Below are 15389 nucleotides of genomic sequence, written 5' to 3' on the forward strand. Positions count from 1 at the left end.
AAGAAAAGTAAAACCGACGGCTCGGGTTAGAGTCCGAGGTAGCCCGCGTTCGGAAGCACGCCCACCAGGTACAGCACCCCGAGGACGAACATGAACGCCGCGATGGCCATCGCCGGCGGGTCGACGTGGGTCCCGGAGTGGGAGTAGAACACCCGCTGGGAGAGTTCGCCGATGAGGGCGCTGATCGCGCCGAACGCGCCGGCGACGAGCAGGATGACCGGATCGCTGCCGACGACCGACGCCGCGATCACCGCGCCCGTCGAGCCCAGCAGCGTGATGTGGTGGGTGACGGGAATCTTCTCGACGCCGAGGTTGAGGAACAGCAGGCTCATCGCCGAGATCGCGTAGCCCAGGAAGATGCTCCCGGTCTCGAGCCAGATGAACCCGCCGAGGAGGCCGCCGACGACGCCGATGGTGGCGACGCCGGACCACTCGTACTGGTGGGGGAGCCACGGCTCGGTCGCCAGCCGGTCGGTCTCCACGCCACCGTCGGCCGCCACGCGCTTCTCCTCGCGCTCGAACGGCGACATGTCGAGGACGCTCGAGCCGCCGACCTTGCCGACGAGCGGATAGTCGAACACGATTCGGGCTAGGAAGGCCGTGGCGACGACCGACAGCGCGATGTTGTCCGTGGGGAAGCCGACGCCGTCCATCACGCGGGTAAAGAGCATCCCGATGACGCCGAAGATCGCGCCGACTGCAAGGATGTCCGGCTTGGTCCCGAACGCGTACAGGATGTCCTTCCCGAAGTGGTAGTCCCAGCCGTCGGGCTCCATTTCGGGGTACTTCTTCCCGGCGTAGGCGGTCGCGGCCACGCCGCCGGCGAAGGCGATATGGGGGCCGGTCACCGCGCCGAAGCCGATCGTGCCGGTGATGCCAGTCGCGATGTCGCCGGCGCCGATCGCCTCGGCGGCGCCGATTTCGCCCTCGAGGACGGCCAGGCCTTCCCCGAGGAAGACGACGAAGCCGGTGAAGACGAACGAGGGAAGCGCGCCCAGCGCCGCGCCGAAGGCGCCGCCGGCGAGGGCGGCGATCAGCAGGACGACGAAGGCTTCGAACTCCATGCCGATGACCGGCACCTGCAGCAGCGTTCCGTACATCTATTCATCACCGTCCCGCGCCCAGTCGCGCGCTCGGTCGACCGCGTCGTCCCACCGATCGTACCGCCGATCGGCGAGGTCGCGCTCCATCTCGGGCTTGAACTCCCGGTCGACGCGCCAGTTGTCGCGCAGTTCCTCGAGGTCGTTCCAGTAGCCGACGGCGAGCCCGGCCGCGTACGCCGAGCCGAGCGCCGTCGTCTCGTCGACGATCGGCCGGACGATCTCCGAGCCGATGATGTCCGACTGGAGCTGACAGAGGAAGTTGTTCTTGACCGCGCCGCCGTCGACCTTCAGGCTCGTCATCTCGATGCCGGAGTCGGCCACCATCGCTTCGGCGACGTCGCGGGTCTGGTAGGCGATCGACTCGAGCGTCGCGCGGACGAGGTGTTCCTTCCGCGTGCCGCGGGTCATCCCGACGATGGTGCCGCGGGCGCGCTGATCCCAGTGAGGGGCGCCCAGCCCGGTGAAGGCGGGGACGACGTAGACGCCGTCCGTCGAGTCGACGCTGCGGGCCAGCTCCGCGGTTTGGGCGGGATCGTCGATCAGGTCGACGTCCTCGAGCCACTCGATAGCCGCGCCGGTGACGAAGATCGAGCCCTCGAGGGCGTACTGGACCGGCTCGCCGGAGCGCTGGAAGCCGATCGTGGTCAGCAGGCCATGGTCGCTCTCGACGGCCTCGTCGCCGGTGTTCATGAGGAAGAACGACCCAGTGCCGTAGGTGTTCTTCGCGTCGCCGGCGTCGAAACAGGTCTGGCCGAACAGCGCCGCCTGCTGGTCGCCGAGCGCGCCGGCGACCGGCACCTCGGCCTCGAGGAAGCCGTCCGGATCGGTCGTCCCGTAGGTGTCCTCGTCGCTGGAGGGGCGGACTTCGGGGAGCATCTCGCGGGGGATGCCGAACTCCTCGAGGAGGTCGTCGTCCCACTCGAGGTCGTGGATGTTGTACAGCATCGTCCGCGAGGCGTTGGTGACCTCGGTGATGTGGTTCCCCGTGAGGTTGTAGATCAGCCAGCTGTCGATCGTGCCGAAGAGCACGTCGCCGGACTCCGCGCGGTCCTGGACGTCTTCCGGCCGCGCTCGCTCCATCTTGATTGGATCGCCCTCCTCGAGGAGCCACTCGGCCTTCGTCGCCGCGAAGTAGGCGTCGGGCTCGAGGCCGGTCTTCGACCGGATCGTCTCGGTCATCCCGTCCTCCTCGAGTTGCTCGACGCGCTCGGTGGTGCGCCGGTCCTGCCAGACGATGGCGTTGTGGACCGGCTGGCCGCTGTCTGCGTCCCACAGCACCGTCGTCTCGCGCTGGTTGGTGACGCCGATGGCCTCGAGCTGGTCGGGGCTGATTCCGGCCTGACTCAGCGCCTGCGTCGTGACCGCCTTGGTGTTCTCCCAGATCTCCATCGGGTCGTGCTCGACCCAGCCCGGTTCCGGGTATATCTGTTCGTGCTTTTCGTATGCGTTGGCGACGACCTGCCCGCGGTGGTCGAAGATGATGAACCGCGTCCCGGTCGTCCCCTGGTCGATCGCGCCGACGTACGTGTTCGCTGTCATGAGAGCTTACCCCAGATTCCACGCGACATCTTTACCGACGGTCGCGTGCTATCGGTAAACACATCCGACAATCATTATAAATGTTACTGTAATATGTGGAACTGAATAATTATCGTGAATAATACAAATTCGAAGAAACGATTGATACTGGCCGTATACCGTCCGATAATCGATCATATCTCGAACTACCCATCACGGGTAGGGATGCGCTCGAGATTCGCCTCGATTCTCGTTATGGCCGATTCGGCATCAGCGATAAAATAATGGTGCGGCGGAATAGTAGACCTATGTGAAGGGAATGGCACGGGACACCGAGGTCCTCGTAATCGGCGGCGGGTCGACCGGCTGCGGCATCGCCCGGGATCTGGCGATGCGCGGCCTCGAGGTCACCCTCGTCGAGCGAGGCAATCTGACGGACGGCACGACCGGCCGAATGCACGGACTCCTCCACAGCGGCGGCCGGTACGCCGTCTCGGATCAGGCGAGCGCGACCGAGTGCATCGAAGAAAACGAGATCCTGCGCGATATCGCCGGCCACTGCGTCGAGGAGACCGGCGGCCTGTTCGTCCAGCGGCCCGAGGACTCGGACGACTACTTCCGGGAGAAACTCGAGGGCTGTCGCGACTGCGGCATTCCGGCCCGCGTACTCTCGGCCCGCGAGGCCCGCGAGATCGAGCCGTACCTCGCGAAGGACATCAAGCGCGCGATCGAGGTTCCCGACGGTGCCGTCGATCCGTTCCGGCTCTGCGTCGCGAACGCGATCGATGCCGAGCGCCACGGCGCGCGCGTCGAGACCCACGCCGAGGTGATCGACCTCCTCCGCGAGGGCGACGACGTCTACGGCGTCGAGGTCCGCCACGACTCCGGCCCGGGCAAGCGAACCCACAAGGCGCCCGGAACCACCGAGGAGATCACCGCCGAGTACGTTGTCAACGCCAGCGGGGCGTGGGCCGGGCAGATCGGCGCGATGGCCGACTTAGACATCGAGGTTCGACCTTCGAAGGGCGTGATGACCATCATGAACGTCCGGCAGGTCGACACCGTCGTCAACCGCTGCCGGCCGAAGGGCGACGCGGACATCATCGTCCCCCACGAGACGACGGCCATCCTCGGCACCACGGACGAAGAGGTCGAGGACCCGGACGACTACCCCGAGGAGCAGTGGGAGGTCGACCAGATGATCGACACCCTCTCGGAACTCGTCCCCATCCTCGAGGAGGCCCGGACGATCCGCTCCTTCTGGGGCGTCCGGCCGCTGTACGAGCCGCCGGGGACCGGCACGCAGGATCCGACGGACATCACGCGCGATTTCTTCCTGCTGGACCACGCCGACCGCGACGAGGTGTCGGGAATCTCGAGCATTGTCGGCGGCAAGTTCACGACCTACCGCGCGATGGCCGAGGAGATTTCGAACCACGTCTGCGAGAAGTTGGGCGTCGATGCGCGGTGTGCGACGGCCGAGGAACCGCTGCCCGGCAGCGAGGACCTGTCGGTGCTCGAGGAGGGTATGGACGACTTCGGCCTTCGGTCCCCGGTGGCCCGCCGTAGCAAGCAGCGGCTGGGGAGTCGCGCGAAGGAGGTACTCGAGGGCGACGGCGCCAACCCCGTGATCTGCCAGTGCGAGGGCGTCACGCGCGCGGAGATTCGGGACGCGATCGAACAATCGGGCTCGGATTTGAACGCCGTGCGCATCCGGACCCGCGCCTCGATGGGCAACTGCCAGGGCGGCTTCTGCTGCCAGAACATGGCCAACGAGCTTCACCCCGAGTACGACGAGGCGACGGTCCGAGAGGCGCTTGACGAACTCTTTCAGGAGCGCTGGAAGGGGCAGCGCCACGCGCTGTGGGGCGAGCAGCTCTCGCAGGCGATGCTCAACTACGCCCTGCACGCGACGACGATGAACCGGGACCGCGACCCCGCCGGCGCGTCCGCGTCGGGACCGGAGGCGGACGCGGAGGGGATCGAGTACGCCGCGTTCGACGGCGGTCCGAGGGAAACGACTCCTCGTGCGGACGGAGGGAACTGAGATGGCGATCGAAGACGACGTGCTCGTGATCGGCGGCGGCATCGCCGGTTCGATGGCCGCGCTAGTCGCCGCGGACCGCGGCGCGCGGGTTCGGCTGGTCACGCATAAGGAGAGCACGCTCCGAAACGCCAGCGGACTGGTCGACGTGTTGGGGTACACGCCCGAGGGAGAGGGACCGCTCGCGGAGCCGTTCGACGCCCTCGAGGACCTCCCCGAGGAGCATCCCTACGAGCGGGTCGGAATCGACGCCGTCCGCGAGGCCTTGTCGGTTTTTGACGAGGTCACGGGCGACGCGTACGCGGGCGGTCACACCGATACGAACGCGCTCGTCCCCACCCACGGCGGCACCGTCAAGCCGACCGCGCGCTACCCCGCCTCGACGGCCGCCGGACTGGCGAGCGACGACCGGGACGCGCTACTGGTTGGCTTCGAGACGCTGCCGGACTTCGACGCCCCGCTGGCTGCGCAACACCTCGAGGCTGCGGGCGTCCCCTTCGAGGCCCGCGGCGCGACGGTAGCGTTCCCCGGCATCCGACGGGACGACGCGAAGGTGACGCGGTACGCACACCTGCTCGACCACGACGAAACCGTCGAGACGGGCGCCGGCGAGACCGGCGCGCGCGAGGCGCTGGCCGCGACCGTCGAGCACCTCCTCGAGGACGAGTCTCGCGTCGGCTTCCCCGCGATTTTGGGCGACGAGAACGCCGCTGAGGTGCGGGCCGACCTCGCCGAACGGCTCGGCGTCGACGTTTTCGAGGTCCCGATGGGACCGCCGAGCCTCCCCGGACTGCGACTCGAGGACCTGCTGTACGACGCGCTCGAGGACCGCGGCGTCCGAGTGACGTCGGGGGTGCCGGTGGTCGACTACGAGACTGGCGGTGAGGGAGCAGGCTCGAGTGCGAGCGTCAACGACGGCGACCGGATCGATCACGTCATCGTCGACCGCAACGGCACCGAGATCCCCCACCGCGCGGACCAGTACGTCCTCGCAACCGGCGGGCTGGTCGGCAAGGGCGTTCGCTCCGAGCGGGAGCGGGTGTTCGAGCCGATCTTCGACTGTTACGTCCCCCACGCCGACGACCGCTACGACTGGTTCGTCGACGACGCCTTCGGCGAGCAGCCCTACGCCCGGTTCGGCCTCGCGCCGGATCGGGAGCTTCGGCCCCTCGACGCCAATGACGAGCCCGAATTCGACAACCTGCGGGCGGCCGGCGCCGTGCTGGGCGGCTACGACTTCGCGGCCGAGAAATCCGGCGCCGGCGTCTCCCTCGCGACGGGCTACGTCGCGGGGCGGCAAGCGGCCGAGGAGGTGGAGCAGGCGTGATGCCGATCAATCGGACTACAGCAGCGACCGACGCACGCGACTCGAACAACGACACGACGACTGATGACCGATCTACTCAGGTGATTCGATGAGCGACGCACAACGACCGACGGACGACCACGTACCGGGCGCTGACGAGGAGGAGTTCGAGCCGATTCAGGTCTTCCCCGAAGCGGAGGACATGGACCTCCGGCCGGGCGCCGACAACTGCTACAAGTGCTCGACCTGCGACACGGAGTGTCCCGTCGCCGAGGTCGACGACGAGTTCCCCGGACCGAAGTTCCAGGGGCCCGAGCAGTGGCGGCTCAAGCGCCAGGAGGACCACGACATCGACGAGTCGGTGATGAAGTGTTCGAACTGCATGCGCTGCGACGGCGCCTGCCCCTCCGAGGTCCCGCTCTCGCAGATGCACAACACCGCGCGAGCGGAGTACGTCGAGGAGAACATGAGCAAGTTCTCCCGCGAGTACTGGCGCAACCGCATGCTCGCGAACTACCGCACCCTCGCGCCGCTGGGCTCGATGTTCCCGCGGACGGCCAACTTCGTGACGGGACTGTCGATCACGAAGTGGCTCGCCGAGAAGGTCATGGGCGTCACGAGCGAGCGGGAACTGCCCGAGTTCGCCACCGAGACGTTCCGCGAGTGGTGGGCGAAGCGAGGCGGCGCGAAGGTCGAGAACCCCGACAAGCGCGTCGCCTACTTCCACGGCTGCTACTCGAACTACAACACTCCCGAGGTCGCGAAGGCGCTCGTGCACGTCTACGAGCACTTCGGCTACGAGATCATGGTCCCCGACCAGCACTGCTCGGGCACGCCGATGTTCGCCAACGGCATGCTCGAGGACGCGCGCCGCGCGGCCGAGACGAACGTCCCCGAACTCGCCGCGGCGATCGACGAGGGGGCCGACATCGTCGCCTCCTGCAGCTCGTGTTCGATGTCGCTGCGCCAGGAGTACCCCGAACTGTTCGACTTCGAGGACACCGAGCGCGTCGCCGAGAACACCTGGGACGCCGTCGAGTACCTGCACGTCCACGAGGACTTAGAGGCCGCGCTCGAGGGCACCGAAGTCGAGGGCTTCGACGACTTCGCCTACCACGCGCCGTGTCACGCCCGCAACCAGGGACTCGACGGCCAGACCGTCGAACTGCTGTCGCTCGTCGACGGCATCGAGGCCCACGACGTCGGCGACTCCTGTTCGGGCATCTCCGGCACCTACGGCTGGAAGGAGGAGAATTACGAAACCTCCATGAAAATCGGGGAGGAGATGTTCGAGCACATGGACGCCGCCGACGCCGAGCAGGGCCTGACGGAGTGTCCGACCTGCTCGATGCAGATGGAACACGGCACCGGCTACGAGATCACCCACACGCTCGAGGTCCTCGAGGCGGCGCTGGTCGGGGACGGAGCGGCGAACGCCGCGGAGCGATAAGCGCATGGACCTCCGCGAACGCATCGCTCGGCGACGCTCCGCTCACCGGACGCGGGGCCTCGTCGTCGACCGCGACCACCTCAGCCCGACCGTCCACCGACCCGAACCCGTCGGCCGCGGCCCCGTCCTCGAGGAACTGCTGGACGTCTTCGAACCGGTTTTCGAAGGTTCGATTCCCGACTCCGTCGCGGTGGTCGGCCCCGCCGGCGCGGGAACGTCAGCGGTCGTGACGGCGCTGTTCGATGCGTTGAACGACAGTGTCGACACCGGGAATCGACCGATCGGAACGACGACCCGCGCGGGCTCTGCGGACCTTGGCACGCGGTTCGTCTACGTCGACGCCCGCCGCACCGAGAGCGCCTTCGCCTTCTACCGAACCGTCCTCGCTGAGATCTCGGCCGAGCCGGTTCCCGAAAGCGGCGTCGGTACCGACGACCTACGCGACAGAGTTCGCGAACGGCTCGAACGACGCGACCGGCGGGCGGTCGTCGCGATCGATCACCACGACGAACCCGAGGCCCTCGCCTACGATCGCGCGACGGAGCTGCTCGAGCCGGTCGCCGAGAGCGTGGCGACCGTCGCCGTCGGCCAGCACGTACCCGAGGACTGGTCCGGGCGAGTCGTCCGCGTACCTGCTTACCGCGACCACGAACTCGTCGACGTGCTCACCGACCGCACCTCGACGGGGCTGGCCGCGGGCGGTATCGACCACGAACTCGTCCGGCAGGTTGCCGACTGGGGCGACGGCAACGCCCACGACGCGCTGGCGGCGCTGTTCGGCGCCGCAGTGGTTGCGAGCGAGGCCGACGCCGACCGGATCGCCGACCAGCACGTCGAGCGAGCGACCGAAGCCGTCCCCGAAGACGGCGTGCACGTCGACCGCGCGCTCGTCCTCGCGGAGACGCGACAGCGCGTGCTCGCACACCTGATCTCGATCGACAGCCGCGATCGACCGATCCGCGACGTCGCCGAGGAAATCGCCGAGCGGTCGTCGCTGACAGCCGGGACGGTCAAGCGGTTCCTGTACGAACTCGCGGATCGCGGCGTGATCGAACGCGTCCCGCTCACGGTAACCGACGGCGGGAGCGGCCGCCGGCCGAGCGGACTCGAGCCACGATTCCCCCAACTCGTGTTTCGGTCGCTGAGCGCCGTCGCAAACGAGACGCTGTCGGAGGGTGATTCGTGACTATGATCGTAACAGCGACCCGGAGACCGGCAAATTGGCGCGACGGTATCCTTTTGACGATACGCGCGAATAACGTTCATATCCGCTGAGAGGAGTTATGACGATCACTTTCGACGAAACGACGGAGCCGGTCGGCCTCGAGATTCACGACGCAATCGAACAGCGGTATCTGTCGATCGAGTCGACGGCGCCCGTCTCTATCGATGCGTCCGAGACGACCGACTTCTGTTTCCCGGTCGATCGAACCTGCGGGATCGAGACTGACGGGCTTCGGTTCGATCAACGCTACTCGGTGACGATCCACGACAGTTCGGGCCGGACCGAGCAGGCTGTCACCGGCGCCCAAACGGTCCACCTCGAGGACCGACCGCAGTTCGTCGGCCTCAGCGCGCCGATCAAACTCTACTTTCGTATCGACCCCGCGGCGACGATCGACGTCGGCCTCTCGTCGGTCCGGATCTCGCTGGACCGCGAGGCGACGATCGATCTCGGTGCACGGTCGCTCCACGACCAGCCCGCGGGGACGATCACGACGCCGCCGGATCTCGACTCGATGCTGCAGGCTATCTCGGCGCTCCCGTCTGCGCTGAAGACCACGTCACCAGAGCGAACGTGGCCGACGCTGCGCGGCCATCCGCCGCTGATCGAACTCGGAGAGCGCCTCGAGATCCCGTCGGCCGTCGACGCGCCGAACAACGACATCACGCTCGTCGTTCCGCCGGAGCATCTGGCTGCGTATCAGGCGGCCCCGCTGGCGTTTTTCCTGGGTGCGACGGTTCGATCCGGCCGGAATCCGCGACTCGAAACGCCGCAGTTCGAGCGATCGCTCGCGGTGGAGTCCTTCGGTGACGAAATTGCCGATCTCTTACGGCGATTCTTCTTCTGTGATTGCCTCACGCGAACGGAGGGACTCTTCCGGTACGAACTGCTCGAGCGGTCGGTGATCGAAGACGACCTACCGTTCGATCTCGCGGCGACGTACGACGAACCGCTCTCGGTTCGACTGGAACGCTACCTCGAGGTACCGTTCGACCTCATCGAGCCGCACCTGCCCCGGTGGCCGCTGACGGCACACCTGCCGTCGGACCCGGAAAGCGTCGAGGTCGTCCCGTTCGTCGTCAACGAACTCGGTCTCGTTCGCGAAGCGCGCGGTCGGACGCCGACCAACGTTCCGCAGACGGAGGCGACGAGCGCGCAACTGGTCCGCTCCGCGTCCACGTATCGGTCGTCTGCACCGCCGAACCCGTCCGAATTCGTGGTTCCGGCGGTAACCGGTGAGTCGATCGAGCACGCGTGGTTCGGCGACGGAATCCCGCAGCACGCGTCGAAAGCCACGATCGAAGCCTATCGCAGCGAACTCGATCGCGGCGCTCGGAACGACTCGATCAAAATCCTGCTCGTCTGTAACGACGTGCGGATGCTCGACGAACACGACCTCCTCGGCGACGCGTACGGAAACCGTGAAGCACTGCCGTTCGACGTCCACTCCGAGTTCGGCGTCGATTCGGACCAGCTCGCGTCCCTGCTGACCGAGGGCGGCTACGACTTCCTCCACTACATCGGCCACGCGACCGAAGACGGCATCCGCTGTACCGACGGCGAACTCGACGTTCGAACGCTCGAGTCGGTCGATCTGGGCGTCTTCTTCCTGAACGCCTGTCGCTCCTACGAACAGGGACTCGCGCTGACCCGTCGCGGTGCGTTCGGCGGTGTGAGTACGTACAGCGACGTCATCAACGAGGACGCCGTCGAAGCCGGCGAAATCATGGCGCGACTGCTCAACCGGGGCTTCCCGCTTCGCGGGGCGCTCGAGATCGTCCAGGAGAACGCGGCGCTGGGCGACCAGTATTTGATCGTCGGCGACGGCTCGACCGATATCGCCCAGTCCGACGGCGGGTCGCCCGGGATCATCGAACTCGAGGATCACGACGACGACACGTTCGGGTTTGCGGTGCGATCGTATTCGACGAAGGAGTACAAGCTCGGAACTTCAAGTACATCGAATCTCGCTACTGTCGCGGACCGTCACCTGACTCCGGGCATAACGCCACCATCTAGCGTGGATAAGCAGTCGCTCCAAGAGTATCTGACGTGGACCGAACTTCCGTTTCTGATCGACGATCAACTCCACTGGAACGACGGTATCACTCCAGACCCATTTACATAATCGCCAACCGAAATCCTCTTCGCGACGAAAATAGCACTCAGTAGTCGTCAGTACGTTTCACGAATTGTTACGGCCCGACCTGACTGCTGATTCCCGCCGCAACTGTGCCCGTTTGACTCAAGAGGACAAACAGTGTGAACAGGACGCCGATCATTCGTGGGTGCTGTGCGAGGTAATCTTGCATGCTGGTATCGTCTGACATTGCATGCTGATGGACATCGCCACTGGAAATAAAGTTATCTTATAATTACATATAGAACGTGATGGAATTGCAGTATCAGTCTACTATACCGTGACTCGGGAATATACTACATTCTGACCGGTTATAATTTCACCAGGCTATCAGAATATTACAATATGTGCGGCTTTTGTCACTGGAATTGTGGTTGCGAACGATATCGGCCTAATGACGTGTAAATCGACAATCTGTACCGGTCTGTTTACTCGAGACGGTTGCGCTACGTCAGGAATGATCGTCCATTGACGACCCCGAAACGATCGCAGAGAAGGACGAGTCCAGCGGCTACAGCGGTGACAACGAGGGTGGCAGGATCCGACGAGATATAGAGACTCGGTGTCGGCGGTCGATACCACGTGAACGGGTACAGCCACGCGCCTGCAGCACCGTCGGCGTACGCTTTGACTCCATCTATCAGAAGGTGCGAGAGCGCTCCGCCAAGTAGCGTACCGAACGCCCGGCGGTGCTGACTCGTCAAAACCATCGAACCGACGCCCGCGAGAACAAGGGCCCCGCCGAGCGTGTGGATCCCGTCGACGCTGAACGGGACACCTAGGACCGCTTCGAGCGTCGCGTCGGTGACGAACAGTCCGATGCGGTTGAGATCCGGCAGGAGCGCGCCGATCATCGCGACGGCCACCCACCGTTTCGTGAGCCACTCGAGGCGCCAGCTCGCGACGGTGAAGATCGCGTAGGCGGCGAGGACGTGCGAGAGGAGATCAGCCATTTCGATCCACCTCTGCGGAATCGGTTGGGCCGTCAGCATTCGTTGTTGGACGGGCGCTCGTGTCGATCCGCGGTTCGAACCCCAAGTTTCGGATAGTCGGTCGCCAGTGGACGAGGAAGTAGCCGATCGCGAGGAGCACGCCTGCGACGGAGGCGCCGAGTTTGTAGTAGAAGGCGCTCGTCCCGCCGTTGACGACGATCGTCCGGGTCGGTGTCATCGTCCGATCCGCCTCGAGCACGCCGTAGACTTGCACGACGCCGCCGGGTTCGACCGGCTTCTCGAAGCCGCGGATCTCGAGTTCGGCTGCGACGTCGTCTGCGGAGTCGGTGACGTGGATCGTGATAGCGTTCGATTCGCCATCGACGGATTGAACCTCGCCGAACAGCAGGACGCGCTCGCCAACGTACGCGTCGTAGTCGTCCCGCAGTTGGTCGCCGGTCGGGTGCGGCCAGCCCTCATCGTACGTCGCACCGTAGTGGGCACAGAGCCCGATCAGGGCCGTGAGAAAGACGGCGGCAACTGCAATTCTGACTGCGCGTCGCATTCGTCTCCGTGGTCGCAAATCCGCCACTTGGTCGTTCCGTTTTCGGGCTCGTGGTGTGTTTGGACAGCAGGTGCGACGGTTATTTCACCAGTCGATTGTATTGCGGAGTTCCGCGAGCGAGACGAACTGCGCACGGCGCTCGAGTTCGTACCAGCACAGTGCAGTCAGTGCGCCGAGCGCGTTGACCGTCCCATCCGTAACGGTGGCAGTACGCTCGGGTCGGAACAGCTGTCCGATCTCCATGAGTACGCCGTAGGTCGTTGCGAGAATGATGACTAGCAACGCCTTTCTGATGATGCCAGACTCGCGGTCGGCGAGCGCGTACGCAAGGCCGAGTGCGAGAAGTGCGTATGCGATTCCGTGTTGAAAATACGATTGTGGTACAGCGGTGGGGTCGATCCGGACTCCAAATCCACTCGTCGCGACACCGGTGATAGCCGCGGCTGCCCACTCGAACCCGACTGGGGGAATCGTCGGCGGAGTCGTTACGAGCGACCAGTAACAGATCCCCACGGCAATACCGACGGGGCCGAGCCAGCGAATCGGCCGCGGAAGCAACGGAATGCGAAGCGCCACCGTGGCGATGCGTTCTCGAGACCGGCAGTTAGTAAGGTGCTGGCTGCTCTGACGGCGGTGGTCGCGTGCAGAACGTAGTCGACGGTTAGCCGACGGTAGTCGGCGTTTGTGTGTCTCTGACTGCTCCTCGAAGGCTGATGAGGACAGTTTCGAGCGAGGGAGTCATCGTAGCTCCCGAGGGAATTCTCTAGTCGAACAACGGATGCGTTCGTAGGGTACCGTTTCAGATCCCCACCTATCGCTCAGGTCAATTGGGCTTCGTGGTATCTCACACCCATTCAATCCCTGAACAGTATCGCTGTCATAACAATAGCAGAATTTGATCTATCTCGATGGTAGTGAGACGACGGACCTATCTCTCGATAACAGCGTCGGCCGTCGCCGGTGTCGCAGGCTGTATCGCCTCGCGATCCACCAGTTCGGACCACACCAGCAGCGACGAGTCGGCATCGGCATCTGACGATACTCGAGCGTCTCTGCCTGACGAGGAGGGTGGATCACCGAGTGACGATACTGCGGTCGATCAACCGGACGATGCCGGCACCCACGACGACTTCGAGAATCTCGAGACGTGGGATATCACGGGCGGGACCCTGACAGCGGATCCGAACCGGAGCGTCGTCGGGTCCCAGAGCGCGGGGGTCGAAGTCCCGGCGTCTCGAGGGCCGACACGACTCGCGAAGACGTTCGCAGAACCGCGTGACCTCGCTGACGTCGTTCCCGGTGTCGCAGTCGCGGCGGACGACGTCGTCGTCCCATGGGTTCGGCTGGTCGATGCAGAGGGCAATTCGATCGGCTATCGGCGGAGTATCGGCGTCGACCTCCCGCTGATGCGCTACAACTTCGGCATCGAAGCGCTCGATACGGCGTTCGATGCCACGAGCGTTTGCGAGGTCCACATCCAGCTCTGGACGGCCGAGGGAGAGACACGAACCGTGTGGTTCGACGACTTCCACGTTACGCCCCGTCCGGAGACCGGAGCGGTGATGATCCAGTTCGACGACGGCAGCGCCACCGACTACACCGAAGCCTTGCCGATCCTCGAGGACTACGGCTATCCCGCTGCGACGTTCGTCAATTCCGAGTCGATCGACAGCGGCGAGCAGTGGCTCACGACCGACCAGCTATACGAACTCGATGACGCCGGCTGGTGTATCGGGAATCACACCCGTAGTCATGGACGTCTCCCCGAACTCAACATTGCCGAGCAGGCGGCTGAGATCCGCGAGGGAAAACAGTGGCTGGTCGAACGGGGATTCGAAGACGGAGCCGAGTATTTCGCCTATCCATACGGGCGGTACGACGCGACAACACTCGAACTCGTCGACGAGCACCACGCGATCGGCTTTGCCGGGGGCCGTCCAGTGCAGGGATATACCACGAACACCAGGCTTGCGTCCCGGATCAGTGAACCGAGCATTGACCGCCTCGAGACGGTACTCGAGCGAACAGCCGAACAGCGCGGCATCACGACTGTGCTGTATCACCAGCTCGAGGGCGAGGACCTTGCGGCCTTCGAGCGGCTGGTCGAAATGCTTCATGAGTACGAGTCGCGTGGTGAGCTCGAGGTGATTCTCCCGACCGATCTCGAAGAACGGTTCCTGTTTTAGGCCGATGCTGGGAGCAATCGAACTTATTTGACAAGGGTAGCTAACGAGTTTTCACTCGGCGGATTCGGATTCCAACGGTATACGGTCGAGGCCGACAGCATCGTAGTCCTGCTCGGTCGAAAGGACGCGCTCTTTGCCGGTTGTGACGAGTCCGGCGTGGAGTGCATCGAACGGGGTAAGGTCGTACTCGTCGAGGAACGCTGCGGCGGCCAGAACCGCATCCTCGTGTTCTTCCGGCACGATTGGGACCAGTTCGAGCAGGTTGGTAATCGCCCGCGGCGCATCGATTTCATACTCGGCGGCCTCGCGGTCGTAGAACAACACCAGCACCTCGGCGTACGCAAGTATCGAGGTATGGATGTCATCGTGCTCCTCGAGGGCGCGGATTTCGGCGTCCTGCAGCCAGTAGTCGTCCTTGACTAGCGCGATGAGAAAGTCAGTCCCGACGTACACGGCTCACTCCTCAGTGTTCTGCGACCGGTTGTCCACTTCTGCTTGAGCCTCTTGGGAGATCGCCTCGCGCGCGTCCGATTTTAACTCGTCGGCCTCCGTCTCTGTGAAGGCATCGCCAACAGCCGCTCGGAGGCCGTCCAACGGATCCTCGTCGACGGGAAAGAGCGCAACGTGGCTCGGGAGTTCGACGATACGATACTGGTCACCGAACCGTTCGCGGACGTCTTTCGGGAGGTAGATTCGTCCCCGTTCGTCTGTCGTCTTTGACATGGCGTATTTACTTATTATACGGGAAGATCCAAAACTATTCCCGTAGTTATCGTATATTTCCCGTCTCTCTTACTTCCTCTATCCCGCTACCTGCTCGACCTGTATCGATTGGAATGTTCGATTACAAGGGCAAAGAACCCGGGTCTCCCTCGAGACGGTCGACGAACGCAACACTTCGAATCCGTGTACGTGTGCGG

At 64.5% G+C, this 15389-nt stretch carries 14 protein-coding genes; 6 read left to right on the forward strand and 8 right to left on the reverse strand.

Annotated elements, in window-relative coordinates; all coding sequences use genetic code 11:
* Positions 1 to 26: 26 nt before the first annotated feature.
* Both HALXA_RS07985 and glpK read right to left on the reverse strand, forming a co-directional pair.
* The gene (locus tag HALXA_RS07985; RefSeq protein ID WP_013879818.1) at positions 27 to 1100 is read right to left on the reverse strand and encodes a hypothetical protein; all 1074 of its coding nucleotides are present in this window, start codon (positions 1098 to 1100) and stop codon (positions 27 to 29) included.
* Positions 1101 to 2642, reverse strand: coding sequence for a glycerol kinase GlpK (gene glpK / locus HALXA_RS07990; protein ID WP_013879819.1), 1542 nt, complete (start codon positions 2640 to 2642; stop codon positions 1101 to 1103). It lies immediately after the preceding gene.
* A gap of 298 nt (positions 2643 to 2940) precedes the next feature.
* Between glpK and glpA the strand changes: the two genes are divergently transcribed.
* The 5 genes from glpA to HALXA_RS08015 all read left to right on the forward strand — a co-directional run bounded on the left by glpA (position 2941) and on the right by HALXA_RS08015 (position 10774).
* Complete coding sequence (gene glpA / locus HALXA_RS07995; RefSeq protein WP_013879820.1) at positions 2941 to 4668, forward strand: anaerobic glycerol-3-phosphate dehydrogenase subunit GlpA; 1728 nt, start codon at positions 2941 to 2943, stop codon at positions 4666 to 4668.
* 1 nt (position 4669) lies between these two features.
* Positions 4670 to 5992 (forward strand): glycerol-3-phosphate dehydrogenase subunit GlpB, encoded by a 1323-nt coding sequence (glpB, locus tag HALXA_RS08000; protein WP_013879821.1) that lies wholly within the window; start codon positions 4670 to 4672, stop codon positions 5990 to 5992.
* 88 nt (positions 5993 to 6080) lie between these two features.
* On the forward strand, positions 6081 to 7421 hold the full coding sequence (locus tag HALXA_RS08005; protein ID WP_013879822.1) for an anaerobic glycerol-3-phosphate dehydrogenase subunit C: 1341 nt from the start codon (positions 6081 to 6083) through the stop codon (positions 7419 to 7421).
* A gap of 4 nt (positions 7422 to 7425) precedes the next feature.
* Entirely contained in the window at positions 7426 to 8607 is a 1182-nt protein-coding gene (locus HALXA_RS08010) for a Cdc6/Cdc18 family protein (protein ID WP_013879823.1), read from the forward strand.
* A gap of 97 nt (positions 8608 to 8704) precedes the next feature.
* Positions 8705 to 10774 (forward strand): hypothetical protein, encoded by a 2070-nt coding sequence (locus tag HALXA_RS08015; protein WP_013879824.1) that lies wholly within the window; start codon positions 8705 to 8707, stop codon positions 10772 to 10774.
* Positions 10775 to 10841: 67 nt separating this feature from the next.
* Here HALXA_RS08015 and HALXA_RS22930 read toward each other — a convergent pair whose 3' ends face one another.
* The 4 genes from HALXA_RS22930 to HALXA_RS08030 form a co-directional block, all read right to left on the reverse strand.
* Positions 10842 to 10976 (reverse strand): DUF7503 family protein, encoded by a 135-nt coding sequence (locus HALXA_RS22930; RefSeq protein ID WP_013879825.1) that lies wholly within the window; start codon positions 10974 to 10976, stop codon positions 10842 to 10844.
* A 256-nt stretch (positions 10977 to 11232) separates the two neighbouring features.
* Positions 11233 to 11739 carry a metal-dependent hydrolase gene (locus HALXA_RS08020; protein WP_013879826.1) on the reverse strand — a complete coding sequence of 169 codons (507 nt, stop codon included), beginning with the start codon at positions 11737 to 11739 and terminating at the stop codon, positions 11233 to 11235.
* On the reverse strand, positions 11732 to 12283 hold the full coding sequence (locus tag HALXA_RS08025; protein WP_013879827.1) for a nucleic acid-binding protein: 552 nt from the start codon (positions 12281 to 12283) through the stop codon (positions 11732 to 11734). Before HALXA_RS08025 ends, HALXA_RS08020 begins: the two co-directional genes overlap by 8 nt.
* Before the next feature lie 84 nt (positions 12284 to 12367).
* On the reverse strand, positions 12368 to 12859 hold the full coding sequence (locus HALXA_RS08030; RefSeq protein ID WP_013879828.1) for a VanZ family protein: 492 nt from the start codon (positions 12857 to 12859) through the stop codon (positions 12368 to 12370).
* Positions 12860 to 13191: 332 nt separating this feature from the next.
* Here HALXA_RS08030 and HALXA_RS08035 point away from each other — a divergent pair, with 332 nt between their 5' ends.
* Positions 13192 to 14469, forward strand: a complete 1278-nt coding sequence (locus HALXA_RS08035; RefSeq protein WP_013879829.1) for a polysaccharide deacetylase family protein — start codon at positions 13192 to 13194, stop codon at positions 14467 to 14469.
* 51 nt (positions 14470 to 14520) lie between these two features.
* Here the strand turns inward: HALXA_RS08035 and HALXA_RS08040 are convergent, their stop codons facing one another.
* Together HALXA_RS08040 and HALXA_RS08045 are read right to left on the reverse strand one after the other, a co-directional pair.
* Positions 14521 to 14922, reverse strand: coding sequence for a PIN domain-containing protein (locus HALXA_RS08040; RefSeq protein WP_013879830.1), 402 nt, complete (start codon positions 14920 to 14922; stop codon positions 14521 to 14523).
* A gap of 3 nt (positions 14923 to 14925) precedes the next feature.
* The gene (locus tag HALXA_RS08045) at positions 14926 to 15192 is read right to left on the reverse strand and encodes an AbrB/MazE/SpoVT family DNA-binding domain-containing protein (RefSeq protein ID WP_013879831.1); all 267 of its coding nucleotides are present in this window, start codon (positions 15190 to 15192) and stop codon (positions 14926 to 14928) included.
* Between the last annotated feature and the right edge of the window lie 197 nt (positions 15193 to 15389).

Origin of the sequence: Halopiger xanaduensis SH-6 (genome assembly GCF_000217715.1) — an archaeon.
GTDB lineage: Archaea > Halobacteriota > Halobacteria > Halobacteriales > Natrialbaceae > Halopiger > Halopiger xanaduensis.